We start from the raw sequence: 19,340 nt of genomic DNA, 5'->3' as shown, positions 1-19,340 counted from the left end.
GGGCGGCAGGGATTTGAAACCTTCACTTCTGGGGTGGTTATAGTCGTCATTCCGAGGAACATTTGGACTTCCGGCCGCTGTTATGGCCCGATTTCCTGATTGATACCGCTATTTGCGGTAGAAATCGGGCCATAAAGGCGGACGCTACCGCTCCTACAGTTCCAAATTTCCTCTCCATGACTCCAACCACCGGGTTTAAATCCCTGCCGCAAGCCGAAGCTTCGCGCCTTGCACAGCGGCAAGGGGTCGGCGCTGGGCTTCGCACAGCGCCTCCTTAGGCGACCGGTCCCCCGACTTTGCGGCAGCAAACAGGACGGGGGCGGGAGCTTGGCCTGCACGGGCGAAGCCGTGCGGGCTCTTAAAGCGACCGTCACCCCGATTTTGCGGCAGCAAATAGGACGGGGGCGGGAGCTTGGCCTGCACGGGCGAAGCCGTGCGGGCCTTAAGGCAACAGAATCTCCGGATTTGCGCAGCAAACAGGACAGATTCTGGAGCCGGAGGAGCCGGAGGGGCCGGCGGACCGCAGGCCGCCGGGGGGCAGCGCCGCTAAGCGTGTCCCGTCCGTGCAGCACACAGGGACAAAGCGGGGACCCGCACCCAAGCCTACTTAGCAAGTTTAGAGCAAGCTCCTTCCACCAAACTTTCGGGTGGCCGGAGGGCAGCGCCCTCCGGAATCCCCCTTCGCAAGGGGGACTTAGGGGGATGTTAACAGCTGCATCCATCCTTCTCTTCCCCGCCGAAATCCACCTGCGTCGGGTAATCATTGTCGAAGCAGGACAGGCATAGGCCGCCTTTATAGTCGTCACTATTATAGCCGCCGATGGACTGGATCAGCCCTTCGGGAGAGAGGAACGCCAGAGAATCGGCGTTGATCTCCTCGCACATCTCGGCGATGGTCTTGTAAGAGGCAATCAGCTCCCGGCGGTCGGGAGTATCGATGCCATAGAAGCACGGATTCTTGAACGGCGGCGAGGTAATCCGCACATGGACCTCTAAGGCTCCGGCTTCGCGCAGCAGGTTGACGATCCGGCGCGAAGTGGTACCCCGCACGATCGAATCGTCGATCATCACTACGCGCTGGCCTTCCACGACGCGGCGTACCGCGCTGAGCTTCATCTTGACGCCCTGCTCACGCAGCTCCTGACTGGGCTGGATGAACGTACGGCCGGTATATTTGTTCTTGATTAGTCCCAGCTCGTACGGGATGCCCGTCTGCTCGGCATAGCCGATGGCGGCGGAGATACTGGAATCCGGCACGCCGGTGACAATATCCGCATCCACGAAGGCTTCGAGCGCCATACGGCTGCCCATACGCTTGCGGGCGGAGTGCAGGTTGGAGCCGTTCAGGTCGCTGTCCGGGCGGGCGAAGTAGATGTACTCCATCGCACACAGTGCTTTGCGCTTAGGCTCTGCGAAGCGGTCTTCACGGAAGCCGTTCTGATCCAGCACCAACAGCTCACCCGGTTCAATATCACGCACCAGCTCAGCGCCGATGACTTCAAGCGCACACGACTCGGAAGCGAAGACATAGGCTTCGCCCAGACGGCCCATCACGAGCGGACGGAGTCCGTGGGTATCTGAGGCGACAATCAGCTTGTCATTGGTCATCAAGAGGAAGGCGAAGCCGCCGACCAGCTGCGACAAGGCATCCTTCGTCGCTTCGACAAAATCCTTCTGTGACCGCGCAATCAGATGCGCCAGCACCTCGGTATCACTAGTCGTCTGGAAGATCGAGCCGCCCTGTTCGAGCTGCTTGCGGATCAGCGGCTCGTTGACGATGTTGCCGTTCGTGGCAATCGCCAGATCGCCGTCACGGTATTTGAAGACCAGCGGCTGCGCATTGGTCAGCCGGCTGTCTCCGCTGGTGGAGTACCGCACATGGCCGATGGACATGTCTCCCACCAGTGAAGCGATTTTGTCTTTATCGAAGACTTCCTTCACCAGGCCCATGCCGCGGTGATAGTTGAAGTCGCGTCCATCCGCCACGCAGATGCCCGCGCTCTCTTCTCCCCGGTGCTGCAGGGCATGCAGGCCATAATAGGACATGGAGGCAGCCTCCGGGTGTCCGAAGACCCCGAAGACGCCGCATTCTTCTTTTAACGTGTCAAAAATATCTCCCGAGCCCGTTCCTTCATTGTAAAAGTCGCCGGTCCACAGGATAGGGGCTTCCTGCTTGTTCCCGGTCTTTATTTCATAAGACATGGAATAGCATCCTCCCAAATGGTCTTCAGTTCGCTAACAGCTTCATCCAGTGCAGACGAATTGTCCAGTGTAACACGCAGGCGCTCTCCGCCCACGGTTCCAATGATCTCTACAGGCACGCCGTACGCAGCAACTGCCGCCTTCAGTTCCTCTGCATGCTCAGGTGCCGAAGTCAGAATTATACGGGACTGGCTCTCGCTGAACAGCGCCACATCCGGGCGTAATCCGCCCGCAGACAGTTCAATATTCGCGCCGGTGCTGCCGCTGATACAGCTCTCTGCCAGGGCTCCGGCCAGACCGCCTTCAGACAAGTCATGAGCCGAACGGACCACACCGCTACGAATCGCAGCCAGAACAGCATCGAGCAGCTTGCGCTCTGTAGCCAAGTCCAGCTCCGGTGGACGGCCTTCAGTCACGCCGTGAACGGCATACTGGAATTCACTGCCGCCCAGCTCTGCCTTCGTCACACCCAGGAGCAATACAGCATCGCCTTCCTGCTTGAACGCCTGGGTTGTAATGTGATCCGTATCTTCAATGAGACCGACCATGCCAACAACAGGTGTCGGGTAGATGGACCCGGAGGCATTTTCGTTATACAGGCTGACATTCCCGCCGATAACCGGCGTATCCAGCACCCGGCAAGCTTCCGCCATACCGTCTACCGCCCGCTCCATCTGCCAGAAGATCTCCGGCTTCTCCGGGCTGCCGAAGTTCAGGTTGTCCGTAATCGCCAGCGGCTGGGCACCGGAGCAGACGATGTTGCGCGCCGCTTCGCTGACAGCAATGCGTCCGCCCACTTCAGGGTCCAGATAGACATAACGGCCGTTGCAGTCAGTCGTCATCGCCAGACCTTTGCGGGTGCCATGAATGGTTACCACTGCCGCATCGGAACCCGGACGAACCGCAGTACTGGTGCGTACCATGTAATCATATTGGTTGTACACCCATGCTTTGCTTGCTACCGTAGGCGAACCCAGTACGGTACGCAAAGCGCCGCCCAGATCGGTAACTTCTTCATAACGGAGCGTATCTACCGTGGCATTCTCCTCATAATAAGCAGGAACTGCCGATGGTTTGTTATAAATAGGGCATTCATCCACCAGCGCCTTCACCGGCATATCGCCTACTACTTCACCGTGATGGAACAGCTTCAGGCGGCCGTCATCGGTCACCTTACCCACCTTGCGGCAGATGACGCCCCAACGATCGAAGATTTCCTGGGCCTGAGCCTCATCCTTAGGCTCCACCACGAACAGCATCCGCTCCTGGGATTCCGAGAGCATCATCTCATACGGGGTCATCCCGTCTTCACGCTGCGGCACCTGATCCAGATAGAGTTCCAGACCGTTGCCTGCCTTGCTCGCCATTTCCGCGCTGGAGCAGGTCAGTCCGGCTGCGCCCATATCCTGAATGCCGAGGACGATACCGCTGTCGATCAGCTCCAGGCAGGATTCCATTACCAGCTTCTCCATGAACGGATCGCCGACCTGAACCGCTGTCTTCTTAGCTTCGGATTCTTCGCTCAGTTCCACAGAGGCAAAGGTCGCACCGTGAATCCCGTCACGGCCAGTAGGCGGACCTACGTAGAAGACAGGGTTGCCCACCCCTTTAGCAACGCCGCGCTGGATTTTGTCATGATCAATCAGACCGACACACATCGCGTTCACCAGCGGATTACCGTCATAGCTGTTGTCGAACATAACTTCCCCGCCGACAGTAGGGATGCCGATACAGTTGCCGTAGCCTGCAATCCCGGACACGACATGCTCGAACAGATATTTGACCCGGTCACTTTCCAGCTTCCCGAAACGCAGGGAGTTCAGCAAGGCCACCGGTCTTGCTCCCATGGAGAAAATATCGCGGATAATCCCGCCCACTCCAGTCGCCGCGCCCTGATAAGGCTCTACCGCCGACGGATGGTTGTGGCTTTCGATTTTGAAGACAACGGCCTGGTTATCACCGATGTCCACGATGCCCGCGCCTTCACCCGGTCCCATCAGCACCTTCGGCCCGCTTGTCGGGAAGCGGCTCAGCAGCGGCTTGGAGTTCTTATATGCACAGTGCTCAGACCACATGACGCTGAACACACCGATTTCTGTATAATTGGGCTTACGTCCCATGAAGGAGGTAATGAGCTCATATTCGCTGTCTGATACACCGAACTGACTGTAGATTTTCTGCTCCGCGATCTGCTCTGCGTTCGGCTCCTTAGCGGATACTTGCTGCGTCATAACGATCCCTCCATGTCTTGAGAATGGATGTGAACATCCGTTTGCCGTCTTCCGAGCCCAGCAGGCTGTTCGCTGCACGCTCCGGGTGCGGCATCATGCCGACTACATTGCCCGCCTTATTACTGATTCCGGCAATATCAGCCACCGAACCGTTCGGGTTGTCACTGTAGGTGAATACAATCTGGTTGTTCGCCTGAAGCTCTGCTAGCGTCTCTTCATCACAATAGTAATTGCCTTCGCCATGCGCGATAGGAATGACGATCTCTTCATCCTTCGCATAGTCAATAGTAAACGGGGTTGTGTTATTAACGACCTTAAGCACCGAGTCATGACAACGGAACTTCATCGACATGTTGCGGCGCAGCGCGCCCGGCAGGAGACCTGCTTCGGTCAGAATCTGGAACCCGTTGCAGATACCGAGCACGAATTTGCCCTGCTCTGCCGCCTTAGCCACTTCAGCCATTACCGGAGCGAACCGGGAGATTGCGCCGCAGCGCAGATAGTCACCATAAGAGAAGCCGCCTGGCACAAGAATGCAGTCATACGCCGACAGGTCTGTCGCTGTATGCCATACATAATCTACTGGTTCGCCGAGACTGTCTTCTACTGCCTTGTAGCAGTCAATGTCACAATTGGAGCCTGGAAAGACAAGTACCGCAAATTTCATGACGTTTAGTCCTCCAATTCGTAGCGGTAATCCTCGATCACCGTGTTGGCCAGCAGCTTCTCGCACATGTCCTTCAGGCGTCCTTCCGCTTCAGCGCGGTTATCGGTATCGAGGGTCAGCTCCATATACTTGCCAATCCGCAGACTTTCAACTTCCTGAAATCCAACGGAATGCAGGGCACCCTGCACGGCAACCCCCTGAGGGTCGAGCACGCTTTTCTTGATGGTGACGTAGACTGTCGCTTTTAACATACGCTTGTAGTTCCTCCTAGAGTTTAATGAACTGAATGGGCCTTTATCTGAAAAAGAAACGCTCACCTACGCTAAGTACAGTTAACACTTAATGGCTAATTTACAAAAGAGGGTTTTCCTTATAGCGACTTCCCGGTCAAGCGGTGATAGATATCCAGGTACCGGCGCGATGTCTCTTCGACCACCTCAGCCGGCAACGGGTCCGGCGTACTGTTTTTGTCCCAGGAGGAGGCTGACAGGTACGTGCGAACTGGCTCCTTATCCATACTGTCGATCTCAATATCCAGAGCGTACTTGTCCTTGGCCCAGAAGCGGGAAGCATCCGGCGTGAAGATCTCATCGATCAGAATCACCTTACCATCCAGCAGACCGAACTCGAATTTGCAATCGGCGAGGATGATGCCGCGTTCTTCACAATAGGCTCTGGCAAAAGCGAACAGCTTCAGGCTCTTCTCCTTCAGCTCCTGTGCAAGCTCTGCGCCGATCTGTTCCTGCATCTGCCCGAACGGAATGTCTTCATCGTGACCGACATCATTCTTAGCCGCAGGTGTGAAAATAGGCTCTGCCAGCACGGCATTCTTGCGCAGTCCTTTGGGCAGCTCGATACCGTTGACTTGACCGGTCTCCTGATACTGCCGCCAGCCGCCGCCGGTAATGCAGCCGCGCACGACACATTCGATATCAATCCGCTCGGCTTTGCGGACCACCATGATCCGGTTCTTCAGCGCTTCCCGGTCCTTCACAATATCCCCGAGCTTGTCCACCTCGATATGCACCACATGGTTCTCGATCAGCTCCCGGGTCTGGCCGAACCAGAAGGCGCTGAGCCGGTTCAGCACATTGCCCTTGTCCGGCACCGCCGGGTCCAGCACATAATCGAATGCGGAGATCCGGTCGGTAACGACGATCAGCACCTCATCTCCCAAATCGTACAGCTCACGAACCTTGCCTTTGTAGAGCAGCGGCGCATTTACTAGTTCCACGGCAGTGGATACGGCTAGGTGTGTCATGACCTTTCCCCCCTTGAACAAATGATCTTGCGTATATTTGGGCTAAAAGCGCTGGGGCGCCGTCATTCTCCGCTACGCTGGAGAACTGAAATAAACGGTCAGTTAACTGGTAACACTCCAAAAAATTTTGGACTTCCGATCGCTGTTATCCTCAGATTTCCTGATTTTGAACCGCTGATCGCGGTAAAAATCCGAGGATAAAGGCGAACGCTGACGCTTCTCCAGTTCCAAAATTCCTCTCCGTTCCTTATTAACTTGCCTATACAATTCAATTCTGCCGCTTACGCTCCAGAACAACAAGTTCCCCCAACACTCCGCCCAACTCTTCTCCAGCTCATCCCTTCACCACTGACTTACTATTTTTAAAGATTAGATCAGCTCCAGCTTGCGGAAGATGGTGTCCACATGCTTCAGATGCCAGGAAGGGTTGAACGCATCCTCGATCTCCTCCGCGCTAAGCACGGCTGTGATTTCCGGGGTGGCTTCCACGATGTCACGGAACTGGGTCTGTTCCTCCCAAGCCTGCATCGCGCGCGGCTGCACAGTATCATATGCCTGCTCGCGGCTGAAGCCCTTGTCGATCAGCTTGGTCAGGATGCGGCCGGAGAACGGAACGCCGAAGGTACGGTTCATGTTGCGCTTCATATTTTCAGGGAATACAGTCAGGTTCTTCACGATGTTGCCGAAGCGGTTCAGCATGTAGTTCAGCAGCATGGTCGCATCCGGCAGGATGATCCGTTCTACGGAAGAATGCGAAATATCACGTTCATGCCACAGCGGCACGTTCTCATAAGCTGTCATCATATGGCCGCGGATGACACGCGACAGGCCGGAGATGTTCTCGCTGCCGATCGGGTTGCGCTTGTGCGGCATCGCGGACGAGCCCTTTTGACCCTTGGCAAAAGCCTCCTCGACCTCGCGGATCTCACTCTTCTGCAAAGCGCGGATCTCGGTAGCGAACTTGTCCAGGGAAGTGGCAACCAGTGCCAATGCCGCCATGTATTCCGCGTGACGGTCACGCTGCAGGGTCTGCGTGGAGATTGGTGCCGGGCTGGTGCCCAGCTTGCGGCAGACGAATTCTTCCACGAACGGGTCGATGTTGGCATAGGTGCCGACGGCCCCGGAGATTTTGCCGAATTGTACGCCGTTCGCTGCATGACGGAAACGCTCCAGGTTCCGCTTCATTTCCTCATACCACAGCGCCATCTTCAGGCCGAATGTCGTGGGCTCTGCATGTACGCCATGGGTACGGCCCATCATCGGGGTATCCTTGTAGGCGATAGCTTTGTCTTTTAGAATCTCAATAAACCGGATAATATCCTGCTCCAGAATCTCGTTGGCCTGACGCAGCAGGTAACCCAGCGCCGTATCGACCACATCTGTCGAGGTTAGTCCGTAATGCACCCATTTGCGCTCTGCACCAAGACTCTCGGATACCGCACGGGTAAAAGCAATTACATCATGGCGCGTCTCCAGCTCAATCTCGTCGATCCGCGCGATATCGAATTTGGCATCCTTGCGCAGCTTCGCGGCATCCTCATGCGGGATGACTCCCAGCTCGGCCCACGCCTCACAGGCGCAAATTTCAACTTCCAGCCACGCATTGAATTTATTCTCTTCGGTCCAAATGGCCCGCATCTCAGGTCTGCTGTAACGTTCGATCATAGCTTGTCAGTTCCTCCAAAGGTTAGTTTGCTCTACCCAGGACAATCCGTCGCCGGTATCCTTGCAGAGCAGGTTGATATGGCCCATTTTGCGGCCGGTCTTGCTCTCCGTCTTGCCGTATATATGAAGCTTGGCTGATACCCCAAGCCTGTTTGCTTCTTCACTCGCCAGGCAGGCTGCCTGAATGGCTCCATCCAGATGCTGGCCGAGTACATTCACCATCACCACAGGAGTAAGCAGTGAGGTATCGCCCAGCGGCAGATTGCAGATGGCCCGCACATGCTGCTCGAACTGCGAGGTTACGCAGGCATCCATCGTGTAATGGCCGGAGTTATGCGGACGCGGCGCAAGTTCATTGACGAACAGCTCTCCATCCTCCGTCACGAACATCTCAACCGCCAGCAGTCCAACCGCCTCCATGCCGGAGACAATCCGCTCGGCCAGCTCACAGGCCCGCTGTTGAATCTCCTCCGGCACCCGCGCAGGTACAATCGAGAGATGCAGGATGTTATCCACATGAATATTCTCGGCAGGCGGGAAGCTCTTGACCTCCCCAGATGCGCTACGGGCGGCGATAACCGAAATCTCACATTTGAAAGTGATGAATTTCTCCAGCACCAGCTCGGGGACGTCCACTGGCGCGGCCCCGTCTGCCTGGGCCAATGCACCCGGAGCGACCTGCCGGAACGCTGCGGCCAGCTCTTCCGGTCTGCGGATGACGGCTTGTCCCTTGCCGTCATACCCCCCTGTGGCTGTCTTCAGCACACAGGGCAGGCCCAGGCCGGCAGCCGCCGCTTCCAGCTCCGCCAGGCTGCCGACCTTGCGGTACGGGGCAACGGGCACGCCCGCCGCCTCGATCGCCGCCTTCTCGCGCAGCCGGTGCTGCGTCGTATACAGCAGCGCGCTGCCCTGCGGCACGTACGATTCCTCCGCCAGCAGCGCGGCTACGCCCGCGTCCACGTTCTCGAACTCGTACGTGATAACGTCGGAGCGCCGCGCCAGCTCGCGCGCGGCGTCCCGGTCGTTATACGCCGCAGTGATCTGCGGCGTAATCTGCCCGCACGGCGCATCCTTTGCCGGGTCCAGCGCCACGAAGCGGTAGCCCATGGCGCTGCCGGACAGCGCCATCATGCGCCCGAGCTGCCCGCCGCCGAGCACGCCGATCGTTGCGCCGGGCAGCAGCGTCCGTGGCGGCTGCGCCCCGGTCTCTTCCCGCTCCGGCTCCGCTCCGGCAGCTATCTCTCTGCCTTCAGCCTTTAGCGCGCGTTCCGCCCCGGCACCTTCAGCCTTCATCCTTCGCTCAGCCTTAGCCTGCTCCGCGCCACCCTCCAGCCGTCCGGCTTTCAGCTCCTCCGGGCTCATAAGCTCTCGCTGCTTTCCAGCACCTCGCGCTGGGTCGCCTCGCGCCGCAGCTGCACCCGCTGCGCCACCTCCGGCTCAAAGGCGCCGATGATCTGCGCCGCCAGCAGCCCCGCATTAATAGCTCCGGCACGGCCGATAGCTACCGTGGCTACGGGGACACCCGCCGGCATCTGCACAATAGACAGCAGCGAATCCATGCCGTTCAAGGCTTTCGACTGCACAGGTACACCGATGACCGGCAGCGTGGTCTTAGCAGCCACCATACCCGGCAGATGCGCCGCGCCGCCCGCTCCGGCGATAATGACCCGCAGGCCGCGCTCCGCCGCCTCCTCGGCATAACGGAACATCAGATCCGGCGTGCGGTGTGCGGAGACAACCTTTTTCTCATAAGCTATGCCCAGCTCCTCCAGCACCGCACAGGTATGCTCCATCGTTTCATAGTCCGATTTGCTGCCCATAATGACACCTACTTGCACAGACATCGTTCACCCAGCCTTCCATTTCCGTAATAGAGATTTCTCTGATTTCAGTGTGTCCCGTTTCCTGCCAATTCCCGCATGAACCGTGAAAAATAGCCCGGACTCCAGACGCATTCTGCTGCGGGTGGACCCGGACTACTAAGGAATCAGGTGATAACCGCCCGGCAGCCGCACTCTCCCCATCCTAACAGTTAGGAGAATGCAGGAACACCGCCCCGGTCTGCGGGGAGGCTATCTGCTGTCGTTCCAGTTATCCTATTTCCTCGTAGTCCGGCAATTTACGGTTACCGGGTAGAAACTTCCGGGCCCTATCCCCGGTTTTATACGAGCTCTTCATAGATTCAGTTTAACAACGCCCTACACATCATGTCAACTTAAACACGAACATTGTCATATCATGTCTGCAAATCGTTCGCTTTTTGGGCATGAATGAAAATCTTATTCCCGCTAATTCGCCTAAAAAAAGGGGAACGCCGCAGCGTTCCTCTACTAAAGTTTCTATTATTTAACAACCAGCACCGGAATGCGCGCACTTTGCACCACATTATGGCTGACACTGCCCAGAACGAATTCCCGGATACCGCCCAGCCCCCGGCTGCCGATTACAATCACATCTGCATCCTGCTCCTTGGCATAATTCAGAATAATTTCCGCAGGCGATCCCTGCAGCAATTCTACCGTAGCATTTAGACCTTCGGCTTCCAGACGGCTTTTCACTTCATCCGTAGTCTGGACCGCGAGGTCATAATAATCCTTGTTCACCGATGCCGGCAGAGGCGCGAGAGCTTCCCCGATGAAGAACCGCGGGAATTCAAATGCGTGTACGACGTACAGGGAGGACCCTGGAGTTACCTTAGCCAGCTCAATCGCCCGTTCCAGAGCCTGATTCGAAGCCTTTGAACCGTCATAGGCAAGCAGAATTTTAGAGAATAACATTTACGCCACCTCTTTCTATTATTTACATCATTACCAAGCCCTCAAGCGGCTTACCTCAAAAAATACCCATACAGCACCATATTCAGCAGCAGCAGCAGCGGAATTCCGAGTCTGAAGGAAGTATGCCTTGTCTTATGGCGCTTGCGGTACATGGCAATCAGCACACCCAGCGCACCGCCCATGAACGCCAGCAGAAACAATGTTTTCTCCGGCACCCGATCCCGTCTTTTCCGGGCCTTGTTCTTGTCTTCCGACATTACTACATACCCGATAATGTTGATCAGCGCGAACCACAGCAATACCACCTTGACCATCCTTCCGGCCCCTCCTCCTAGCATCCTACCTTGCTCTCTATTATATTACCCTTTCCGGCAAAAAACCAATAACCTCACATCACCGGCCCTGCAACTGCCGCTCTTTCTTGCTCCGCCCGCCTGCGGCTCCGGCTTCCCTGATCCAGAACCAGGACAGCACTGCCGCCAGCACTGCTGCCATGGCGCCCAGCCAGAAGCCTCCTCGCAGACCGTACACCGCACTCATCCATCCCGCTACAAAAGGACCGCCGGACATGCCAATCGCATACACCGCCTGATAGAACCCCATCGCTGTCGCCCGCTTGAACGGAGCTACCCCGGAGACGGATTTGCCCAGCAGCAGCGGGAAGATCAGTCCCTGCATGAAGCCGTTCCCGATCTGTGTTACACATAACGCCGCAAGTGTTGGCATCGATGGAATGAGCAGCGTGAACACTGCACTTCCGGCAAAGCCCAGCATCAGCGTCCCCCGGTCCCCCAGCCACCGGCCGAACAGCCGAGCACCATAGAGGGTCGCTATCGCATGAGGCAGCATAAAAGCCAGCGTCAGCCAGCCGAGACTCCCTTTGCTCGCGCCAATATAGAGCGCCTGATTCGGCGTGTAGCCGAACATCGTAATGAACAGCACGCAATGGGCCAGCACCGATAACAGCGATACTTTTACCAGCAGCGGTTCCTTCACGACGCCGGCCAGATCCTTGAGCTTAATCGCCGTGCGCTTCTCCAGCTGTTGCTCCGGAAGACGGATGACCAGCAGCATAGCGGCCACCGCCACAATCCCTCCGATGATGAACGGAGTATTCCAGCCGAAGTGTTCTACGATATAGCCGCTGATCATCATACTAGCCAACTGGGCAATCACCGTGGTGAACTGGAGCATCCCCATAGCCCTGCCCGCCTCTTCTTTCGGAAAATACCCCGCGAACATCACCGAGTACACGACCCACGCCGATGCCGCAATTCCCGAGACCGCCCGCGCCGCCAGCGCCCAGCCCGGATGTGCCCCTGCCAGGAACAGCAGACAGCTCGCTCCGCTTGCGATCAGCCCCAGATAAATGAACGGCCGCCGCCGGTTAAGTACATCTGAACCCATCCCTATCGGCAGCCGGAACAGAATCTGCATCAGGCCGTATATCCCAAGTACCGCTCCTACCATGACATAAGAAGCTCCCAGATGCTCCACATAAGGTGAGAGCACCGGAACATAGATATACGAAGAGAACCAGAACATAAAGACTATCACCAGAAAATACAACCGGCTGCTCCCCTTCGTACCCTGAGCCTCTGCCGCTTTCACCACACCCTCTATCCCTTCAGCCGCTGCCACTTCTCCACCTGCCCCACTCTATTTATCGAAACCCTGAAGCCTGATCCCTTTTCAATCTTTGTAAGTAAAGCATATCTACCGTCCCTTGAACAGCCCTGAATCCGCAACAAGACCACCGGTATATCCCGGCAGTCTTATTCCTTAAGCTATTCGCCCTTCTGTTTCGCTTCCATCGCAGCCTTCAGCAGATCGCCAAGATTGTTGCCGGCACTTTCCGTCTTGCTGTACTGCTGAACCAGCTTCTGCTGCTCGCGTTTATTGATATGTTTGTGGTCCTTATCCATCGTCTCTGTAATGCCGCAGCCGAGGCACTGCACATACTTCCCGGCCTTGCCTTCCTTCATCTCCATCTTCTTATGGCACTGCGGGCAGCGGCGGTTCGACAACTGCTTCTCGCCCGCCCGGGTGTAGCCGCAGTCCTCTTTCGGACAGACCAGCAGCTTGCCGCGTTTGGTCTTCTTTTCTAACATCCTTGTTCCACACTCCGGACAATGGCTGTTAGAGACATTATGCGGCTTGTATTCCGCTCCGCTGTTCTTCACCCCGGACACCAGCTCCTGTGCCATACTCCGGATCCCCTGCAAAAAAGGCTCCGGGCGACCCTGCCCGCGCGCAATTCTCTCCAGCTCCGCTTCCCAGCGTGCCGTCAACTCCGGTGTACGCAGCTGCCCCGAGACCAGCTCAATCAACTGCTTGCCCTTGCCGGTCGGATGCAGCAGATTGCCCTGCCGTTCAATTGTATCTGAGCTGACCAGCTTCTCGATGATATCCGCGCGTGTAGCCGGTGTCCCCAGCCCATGCTTCTCCATCTGCGTCAGCAGCGTGGCTTCGTTATAGCGCTTCGGCGGATGTGTCCGTCCCGGCTTGATGATGCAGCGCGCAACCTTCACGCTATCGCCTTCCCGCAGCTCCGGCAGCTTCACATTGCCTGCTGCGGGTTCATCCCCCGCATTCTCCTCTTCGTCATCCGAGCTCATATCTCCGCCGTATACCTCACGCCAGCCTGCATCCTTGACGGTAGTTCCCTTCACATAGAAACTTTCACCATCCACGGTTACCGTCACAGCTACGGCGTCATAACGGGCCGGAGGATAAAACAGGCTAATGAACCGCCGTACAATCAGATCGTAGAGCTTCCGCTCTTCCGTACTCAGCAGATTGAGCAGCACCGTCTGCTCTGTCGGAATAATCGCGTGGTGATCGCTGACCTTGCTGTCATCGACAATCCGCTTCGTAATCGGCAGCGGCTTCCGCAGCAGCGGTCTGGCGAGGGAAGCATACGGCCCGACAGCCACGCTGTCGAGTCTTTCTTTTAGCGTACCCGTCATATCAGCGGTCAAATAGCGGCTGTCCGTGCGCGGATAAGTGACCAGCTTATGCTGTTCATACAGCTTCTGGAGCACACTTGAGGTCTGTTTGGCCGAGAAGCCGAATTTGCGGTTAGCATCCCGCTGCAGCTCTGTCAGATCATAAGCCAGCGGATGCGGCTCGCTTTTCTCACTCTTCTGCACCTTGGTGATCCGTCCGCTGCGGCCTGTAAGCTTATCCTTAAGAATACCTGACTTCTCTCGCTCCCAAATCCGGCCGTCCCCGCCCTGCGCACGCCACCCCGCCTGGAAATTCCCGAAATCCGCAGTCAGCAGGTCATATTCCTGGGAACGGAAGCCGGTAATTTCATTCTCCCGGTCCATAATCATTCCCAGTGTAGGTGTCTGCACACGCCCCGCAGAGAGCGGCGCGCCAAACTTGCAGGTTAAGGCCCGCGTCACATTCAGCCCGATCATCCAATCCGCCTCAGCACGGCAGCGCGCAGATTCATACAGCCGGTCGAAATCCCGTCCAGGCCGCAGCGAAGCGAACCCTTCCTTAATGGCCTTATCCGTCTGCGAAGAGATCCACAGCCGCCGGAACGGCTTTTTCCAGCCCGCCATATTCATAATCCAGCGCGCCAGCAGTTCACCCTCACGCGCCGCATCCGTTGCTACAATCAGCTCCTCAATATCCTGCCGCTTCATTAGCTGCTGCACAGCCTTATATTGCTGGCTGGTCTCACGCAGCACCTTCAGCTTGGCCTTCTCGGGAAGAATCGGCAGATCCTCAAGCGCCCACGTTGCATATTTATTGTTATAGTCCTCAGGCTCAGCCAGGCCGACCAGATGTCCCAGCGCCCAGGTCACCACATATTTCGGACCTTCCATATAACTCTTCTGTTTATTTCCACAGCCCAGCACCCGCGCAATCTCACGGGCCACCGACGGCTTCTCAGCCAATACCAATACCTTCATCGTCCAAACCCCTCCCTGTCATCAACAACCTATTATACCATGACATACAAGTCCGCAATTATCATCAGGCCGAATTCCCTTCACTTCCGGTAGACTAGAATCATCCCCCAGCCGAAAGGAGTCACAGCCAATGTCCGCCTTAGAATCGTATAATATTATACCAGTAGGTGTAGTAACCGGAACACAGCCGAACCTGCAACTTGAGATTAGACCCGAATACAGACCTGCCTTGAAGGGGTTAGATGCTTTCAGCCACTGCCAGATCCTGTGGTGGATTCATGAGTTTGCAGATGATAGCTTCCGGGGGACTACTCAGATCGAGCCTCCCTATGATGCTCCGGTAAGCGGTGTGTTTGCGACCCGGTCTCCAGTCCGCCCTAATCCGCTTGGACTTACGGTTGCCCGTATTCTATCCGTTGACCTAGATCAGGGAATTGTTGAGGTCAGCGGACTGGATGCCTATCCGGGAACGCCCGTGCTCGATATCAAAGCTTATTTCCCTTCAACTGACCGTGTTCGTCAGGTTAGAGTGCCGGAATGGGCCACCTCATGGGGAGAGTGGACTGTAGAGTAACCTAGAGGAGAGGACTTCATGAAGAACAGCCAGCTCATTCTACAGGCGATTGAATATATTGAATCGAAACTGAAGCAGCCGCTGTCTGTTCTGGACCTCTCCAGAGAGACCGGCTATTCCCTGTTCCACTTCATCCGCCTGTTTCAGGGGGTTACCGGACTCACACCGGGCGACTATATTGCAAGACGGAGGATTTCCGAGGCGGCCAGGGATATTCTAGGCAGACCCGAGCGGACTTTTCACGAAATCTCACTGGACTATGCTTATAATGATTACGAGACCTTCACCCGGGCCTTCAAAAGACTGCTGCACACTACTCCCACCCATATCCGCCACAAGTCTAACCCGGACATCCCTCTGCTGCTTCATCCCTTACAGCCGGCTGATTTACCACATTGGTCAGACCAGAAGGGCGCCTCTCCTGACCTGATTGAGCTTGGTGCAATCAGACTTCAGGGCCCGTTCATAACCGTTACGCAAGATCAGTCGGTCATCGGATCAGCATGGAAGCAGCTGTTCAGCAGCCTCTCTGCTATCCCGGACCGTAAGCTTCCAGAACAATATTACCAGATAGGCTATTGGCCGGATAACTATGAGGATCAGGGAATCTCCTTTCACATTGCCTGCGAGTTGAACACCCTGGCATCTGAACGTACCGGCATTACCGTTCAGTCGAGCTGCGGGCAAACAGGCAGCAATTTAACAACTCATACACTTCCGCCAGCACGTTATCTCAGATTTAAGCATACAGGGCCATCTGCAGAAGTCTCTGCCACCTACAAATATATCTATGGCGTTTTTCTGCCTAGAACCGATTACCGCCTGAACCTCTCTTATGAATTTGAATACTACGGCAAGGACTATCTCGGACCGGAGCATCCGGATTCAGTAAGTGAAATCTACATCCCGTTAACACTGCTCTAATCAGCAAGATAACCCCACAACATATATTCTTATTTATCAAAAAAAGCCCGCATCTGCACAGCAGACGCGGACCAGAAACATCCAATTTTACCCATTCCTGCCTTCACAGGTTCACGGAATTACTATAGTGCTCTCAAGGTCCTTATGATAAGTTCGGACCGGTTTCCCATTGGCATCCAACAAGAGCTTCAGCTCATTATCCAAAGTCATTGTATAAGGTCTGACCGTAATCGTCTTAGGGGTTTGCGGGAAGGTATTGTACAGGCTATCCACAATAGGATGCTGAACGGCCTTCATCAAGACATACCCTTGCTTGGAAGTAGCAACATTACCAGCATCATCCACAAGCTCATAGAATACCGCAGTTGGACCATATTCCCCTGTCTGCTCCGGTGATGCAGGCACTTCCCCTTCACTGGTTACCACTAACCTCAGGGCAGCAGGCGTGATATCCAGACGCTTTACTTTGTAATGGAAGGAGTCTTTGCTCGCTCCCTGGCCCGGGGTAAGGTTAATGATTCCCTCCGCAAGCTTCTTCACCGTGACCTGGAACTCAAAAGGCTCGGCGATCTGAGCAACCGGCACACGGATATTCACCTTGAATTCGTCTCCGAGGGACGAAGTATTGTGCAGTTCTCTAAGCTCCAATAAGAGGGTATTCGGTTGTCCTTTTATGTCTCCTGTCATAGAGGAACCGAAGCCGATAGGCTCTCCTGTCGCCAGAGTAACCTCTGGCAGACCCAGCAGTCCTTTCGTCGATTGATCGAATTCGTGAGTTTTATAATCAGTAATCGCCGCAAGTACCCGCTCATCTGCTACTCCAGTTCTTTCGAATCCGATGGCCAACTGGATTCCGTCATAAAATACCTCCGTAACGCTTAACGTCACTCCATCCTTGGTAACGCTCATATTAGGTGAAGTAGTCAGGCCCTGTTCCGCCGCTAATTTCAGTCCCGGGTTCTCCGTGTGCTTGAAAATACTGCTGAAGACAGGAATTTGACTCAAGGTATCGGCCCAAGCAGGAGAGATGAATCCTGCGGTTATCGTACCTAACCCTATCGCTACAGCTATGCTTGCGGCTGCCAGCGTCCTTTTAAGCAAATTATTTCCTCCTCTAGTCTCCAAATGCTCAATCCGGTTCATAATCTGCTCATTATAGCTGTCTACTGGAAGTTGCACTCTCCCCATACTGCTGCGAATGTCGTCCATCATTTGCTGCTCAGTTTGATTCTGCCACTTCTCCATGAGTGCATCCTCCTCGTTCATTCGCTTTTTGCTGAATCAGTTTTTTACGGAGCCGTTCATATTTTTTGCGCAGCGCCGCCGAACTGCTTCCGGTAATCATTGAGATCTCTTCAAAGCTGTATTGTTCAATGACACGGAGGATTAATAGCCCACGCTCTTCCGAAGTGAGATTTTCAAAAATCTGATCTACTGGCGACTCCTCCGGCAACGCTTGTTGATTCGTCATCAGTTGCAGCTTATAAAGGGACAGCAACCGGTTGCGGCGTTTACGCCTGCGAAGCTGGTCCATGCAGTGATGATAAGACACCTTATATAGCCAAGCCGAAAAAGATACCCGCTTCTCATAACGCGAAAGCTGCTGATACACCTTCACGAATATATCCTGCACAGCATCCTCTGCTTCTTCACGGCTCCTTAGGAGATAGCAGCAATACGTGTAGATCTTCCTTTCATACTCCGTTATTATTGTTGTAAAAGCTTGCCTGTCGCCTGTGTGTACCTTATGAATAGCTTCTTCAATCTTTTTGGATTCAGGTGGGCCCCCGGGGTTGCCTTGCTCCAAAGAAATCACCTCCATTTTCCTTTTACACCTGTATAACGAATGTCAGTTGTATATTTGTGACATCTACAGAAATAGACGAATACGACAAAAGACAGTTCCCCTGAAATTCGAGCAACTGTCTAGATTTAACGCTATATAAGTATCTCTCTCAGACACCAATCTATCTTCTAAGCTTCAGGCAAGCTTCAAAAAAGATCCGTCCCCCGCCTTGCCCGCGCACATATACCCCTTCTTCAGTCAGAGAAGAACGCATAACACTGATCTCCTCACCATACTTGGCTTCCTGGGCATAGGTGATATGAAGCCCCGTAAGCTCTAAATCCTCCCACTCCTCCAGCGCCAGAGCATCACAGCATAAATCTGCATAGCGCGCATTGTTAAGATGTTTGTTGTTATCCAGCCCGCTATATCTCACCTGATAACGGTAAACCTCTTGCAAAGCAAGTTCTGATGGAATAATCACTTTATCCGGCAGACTGCCTACAGAATCCTCTACATACGGCTCGACAACAATAGGCAAGGCTGACGGTCGCAGAATTTTTCGCTTCGCAATATCCACAAGAGTCCAGATCGAACGTGCCGAAGCAAGCTCTACACCCTCGGCATCATAGATCCGGTAATCCCGCTGCCAGAGCGGTCCTTTATTCCCTTTACTCCAGGTGTGTACATCCAGAAGCTCGCCCGGGGACGGCAAACGCTGCAGGTTCAGATCAAGGGTGATGACCATCCAGCCCATTCCCGCCTTGAGCATACTCTCCATACTCAGCCCCAGACTGCTTACAGCCGAATCCGCAGCACGCTGCATGATATCCAGCAGGAAGGAGAGCTTGCCCCTTGACCGGTAATCTGTATCACTTGCCTGAACCCTGAACTGCTCTGTCCACAAAAAGCTGCTGTGCTTGTCCATAACTTTTGGCTCCCTCACCTATCTATCCCCAATTTTCCGTGCCTATCCACATTATTCTACCGGATATCCACATCTTTTGGGGAGAAGTATCAAAAAAACTAAATCTATCCACATGTGTATAACTATACGTCACTTGTCAAGTAACCTGCAATCTACTCACAGGCTGTCCACAACGCTTCCCCGAAAATACAAAAAGACCATTGTCGACAATTCGACAATGGCTCATGTGTGCTTGGCAACGTCCTACTCTCCCAGGACCCTTCGGTCCAAGTACCATCGGCGCTGGAGGGCTTAACGGTCGTGTTCGGGATGGGTACGTGTGGAACCCCTCCGCTATCGCCACCAAACGGGCATTTACAGCGTAAATGCTTCAGGAATTGATTCCTGAAAACTGAATCC

At 55.0% G+C, this 19,340-nt stretch carries 17 protein-coding genes, 1 rRNA gene and 1 riboswitch; of the genes, 2 read left to right on the top strand and 16 right to left on the bottom strand.

What is annotated here, in order from left to right; genetic code table 11:
- Positions 1-705: 705 nt before the first annotated feature.
- From purF to NSS83_RS23160, 12 genes are all read right to left on the bottom strand, one after another.
- Positions 706-2,202 carry an amidophosphoribosyltransferase gene (purF, locus tag NSS83_RS23215; protein ID WP_341346563.1) on the bottom strand — a complete coding sequence of 499 codons (1,497 nt, stop codon included), beginning with the start codon at positions 2,200-2,202 and terminating at the stop codon, positions 706-708.
- Positions 2,187-4,433, bottom strand: coding sequence for a phosphoribosylformylglycinamidine synthase subunit PurL (gene purL, locus NSS83_RS23210; protein WP_341346562.1), 2,247 nt, complete (start codon positions 4,431-4,433; stop codon positions 2,187-2,189). Before purL ends, purF begins: the two co-directional genes overlap by 16 nt.
- On the bottom strand, positions 4,411-5,100 hold the full coding sequence (purQ, locus tag NSS83_RS23205; RefSeq protein ID WP_341182665.1) for a phosphoribosylformylglycinamidine synthase subunit PurQ: 690 nt from the start codon (positions 5,098-5,100) through the stop codon (positions 4,411-4,413). Before purQ ends, purL begins: the two co-directional genes overlap by 23 nt.
- A gap of 5 nt (positions 5,101-5,105) precedes the next feature.
- Complete coding sequence (purS, locus tag NSS83_RS23200; protein WP_039298247.1) at positions 5,106-5,351, bottom strand: phosphoribosylformylglycinamidine synthase subunit PurS; 246 nt, start codon at positions 5,349-5,351, stop codon at positions 5,106-5,108.
- Between the two features lie 119 nt (positions 5,352-5,470).
- Positions 5,471-6,361, bottom strand: coding sequence for a phosphoribosylaminoimidazolesuccinocarboxamide synthase (locus NSS83_RS23195; protein WP_341346561.1), 891 nt, complete (start codon positions 6,359-6,361; stop codon positions 5,471-5,473).
- 369 nt (positions 6,362-6,730) lie between these two features.
- Entirely contained in the window at positions 6,731-8,026 is a 1,296-nt protein-coding gene (purB, locus tag NSS83_RS23190) for an adenylosuccinate lyase (protein WP_341346560.1), read from the bottom strand.
- A gap of 6 nt (positions 8,027-8,032) precedes the next feature.
- Complete coding sequence (gene purK, locus NSS83_RS23185) at positions 8,033-9,388, bottom strand: 5-(carboxyamino)imidazole ribonucleotide synthase (RefSeq protein WP_341182668.1); 1,356 nt, start codon at positions 9,386-9,388, stop codon at positions 8,033-8,035.
- Positions 9,385-9,870 carry a 5-(carboxyamino)imidazole ribonucleotide mutase gene (purE, locus tag NSS83_RS23180; RefSeq protein ID WP_341182669.1) on the bottom strand — a complete coding sequence of 162 codons (486 nt, stop codon included), beginning with the start codon at positions 9,868-9,870 and terminating at the stop codon, positions 9,385-9,387. Before purE ends, purK begins: the two co-directional genes overlap by 4 nt.
- Before the next feature lie 243 nt (positions 9,871-10,113).
- Positions 10,114-10,215: riboswitch (purine riboswitch) on the bottom strand.
- Between the two features lie 153 nt (positions 10,216-10,368).
- Positions 10,369-10,803 carry a universal stress protein gene (locus NSS83_RS23175; RefSeq protein WP_209992053.1) on the bottom strand — a complete coding sequence of 145 codons (435 nt, stop codon included), beginning with the start codon at positions 10,801-10,803 and terminating at the stop codon, positions 10,369-10,371.
- 50 nt (positions 10,804-10,853) lie between these two features.
- The gene (locus NSS83_RS23170; RefSeq protein WP_036693313.1) at positions 10,854-11,117 is read right to left on the bottom strand and encodes a DUF1294 domain-containing protein; all 264 of its coding nucleotides are present in this window, start codon (positions 11,115-11,117) and stop codon (positions 10,854-10,856) included.
- Between the two features lie 79 nt (positions 11,118-11,196).
- Positions 11,197-12,444, bottom strand: a complete 1,248-nt coding sequence (locus tag NSS83_RS23165) for an MFS transporter (protein WP_341346559.1) — start codon at positions 12,442-12,444, stop codon at positions 11,197-11,199.
- Positions 12,445-12,590: 146 nt separating this feature from the next.
- Positions 12,591-14,729, bottom strand: coding sequence for a DNA topoisomerase 3 (locus NSS83_RS23160; protein ID WP_341346558.1), 2,139 nt, complete (start codon positions 14,727-14,729; stop codon positions 12,591-12,593).
- A gap of 130 nt (positions 14,730-14,859) precedes the next feature.
- Here NSS83_RS23160 and tsaA point away from each other — a divergent pair, with 130 nt between their 5' ends.
- Together tsaA and NSS83_RS23150 are read left to right on the top strand one after the other, a co-directional pair.
- Positions 14,860-15,303 carry a tRNA (N6-threonylcarbamoyladenosine(37)-N6)-methyltransferase TrmO gene (gene tsaA / locus NSS83_RS23155; RefSeq protein WP_341182672.1) on the top strand — a complete coding sequence of 148 codons (444 nt, stop codon included), beginning with the start codon at positions 14,860-14,862 and terminating at the stop codon, positions 15,301-15,303.
- Positions 15,304-15,321: 18 nt separating this feature from the next.
- Entirely contained in the window at positions 15,322-16,227 is a 906-nt protein-coding gene (locus tag NSS83_RS23150; protein ID WP_341182673.1) for an AraC family transcriptional regulator, read from the top strand.
- A 111-nt stretch (positions 16,228-16,338) separates the two neighbouring features.
- Here NSS83_RS23150 and NSS83_RS23145 read toward each other — a convergent pair whose 3' ends face one another.
- The 4 genes from NSS83_RS23145 to rrf form a co-directional block, all read right to left on the bottom strand.
- On the bottom strand, positions 16,339-17,472 hold the full coding sequence (locus NSS83_RS23145) for a DUF4179 domain-containing protein (RefSeq protein WP_341346557.1): 1,134 nt from the start codon (positions 17,470-17,472) through the stop codon (positions 16,339-16,341).
- Positions 17,447-18,034, bottom strand: coding sequence for an RNA polymerase sigma factor (locus NSS83_RS23140; protein WP_341346556.1), 588 nt, complete (start codon positions 18,032-18,034; stop codon positions 17,447-17,449). The genes NSS83_RS23145 and NSS83_RS23140 overlap by 26 nt, the downstream gene beginning before the upstream one ends.
- A gap of 160 nt (positions 18,035-18,194) precedes the next feature.
- Positions 18,195-18,941 carry an acyl-ACP thioesterase domain-containing protein gene (locus tag NSS83_RS23135; protein ID WP_341182676.1) on the bottom strand — a complete coding sequence of 249 codons (747 nt, stop codon included), beginning with the start codon at positions 18,939-18,941 and terminating at the stop codon, positions 18,195-18,197.
- Between the two features lie 230 nt (positions 18,942-19,171).
- A 5S ribosomal RNA gene (gene rrf / locus NSS83_RS23130) occupies positions 19,172-19,288 on the bottom strand.
- Positions 19,289-19,340: the final 52 nt, after the last annotated feature.

The organism is Paenibacillus sp. FSL H3-0469 (assembly GCF_038051945.1).
Classification (GTDB): Bacteria; Bacillota; Bacilli; order Paenibacillales; family Paenibacillaceae; genus Paenibacillus_AQ.
Note: the sequence above shows the minus strand (reverse complement) of the source record. Positions and strands in the feature narration are given on the sequence as shown.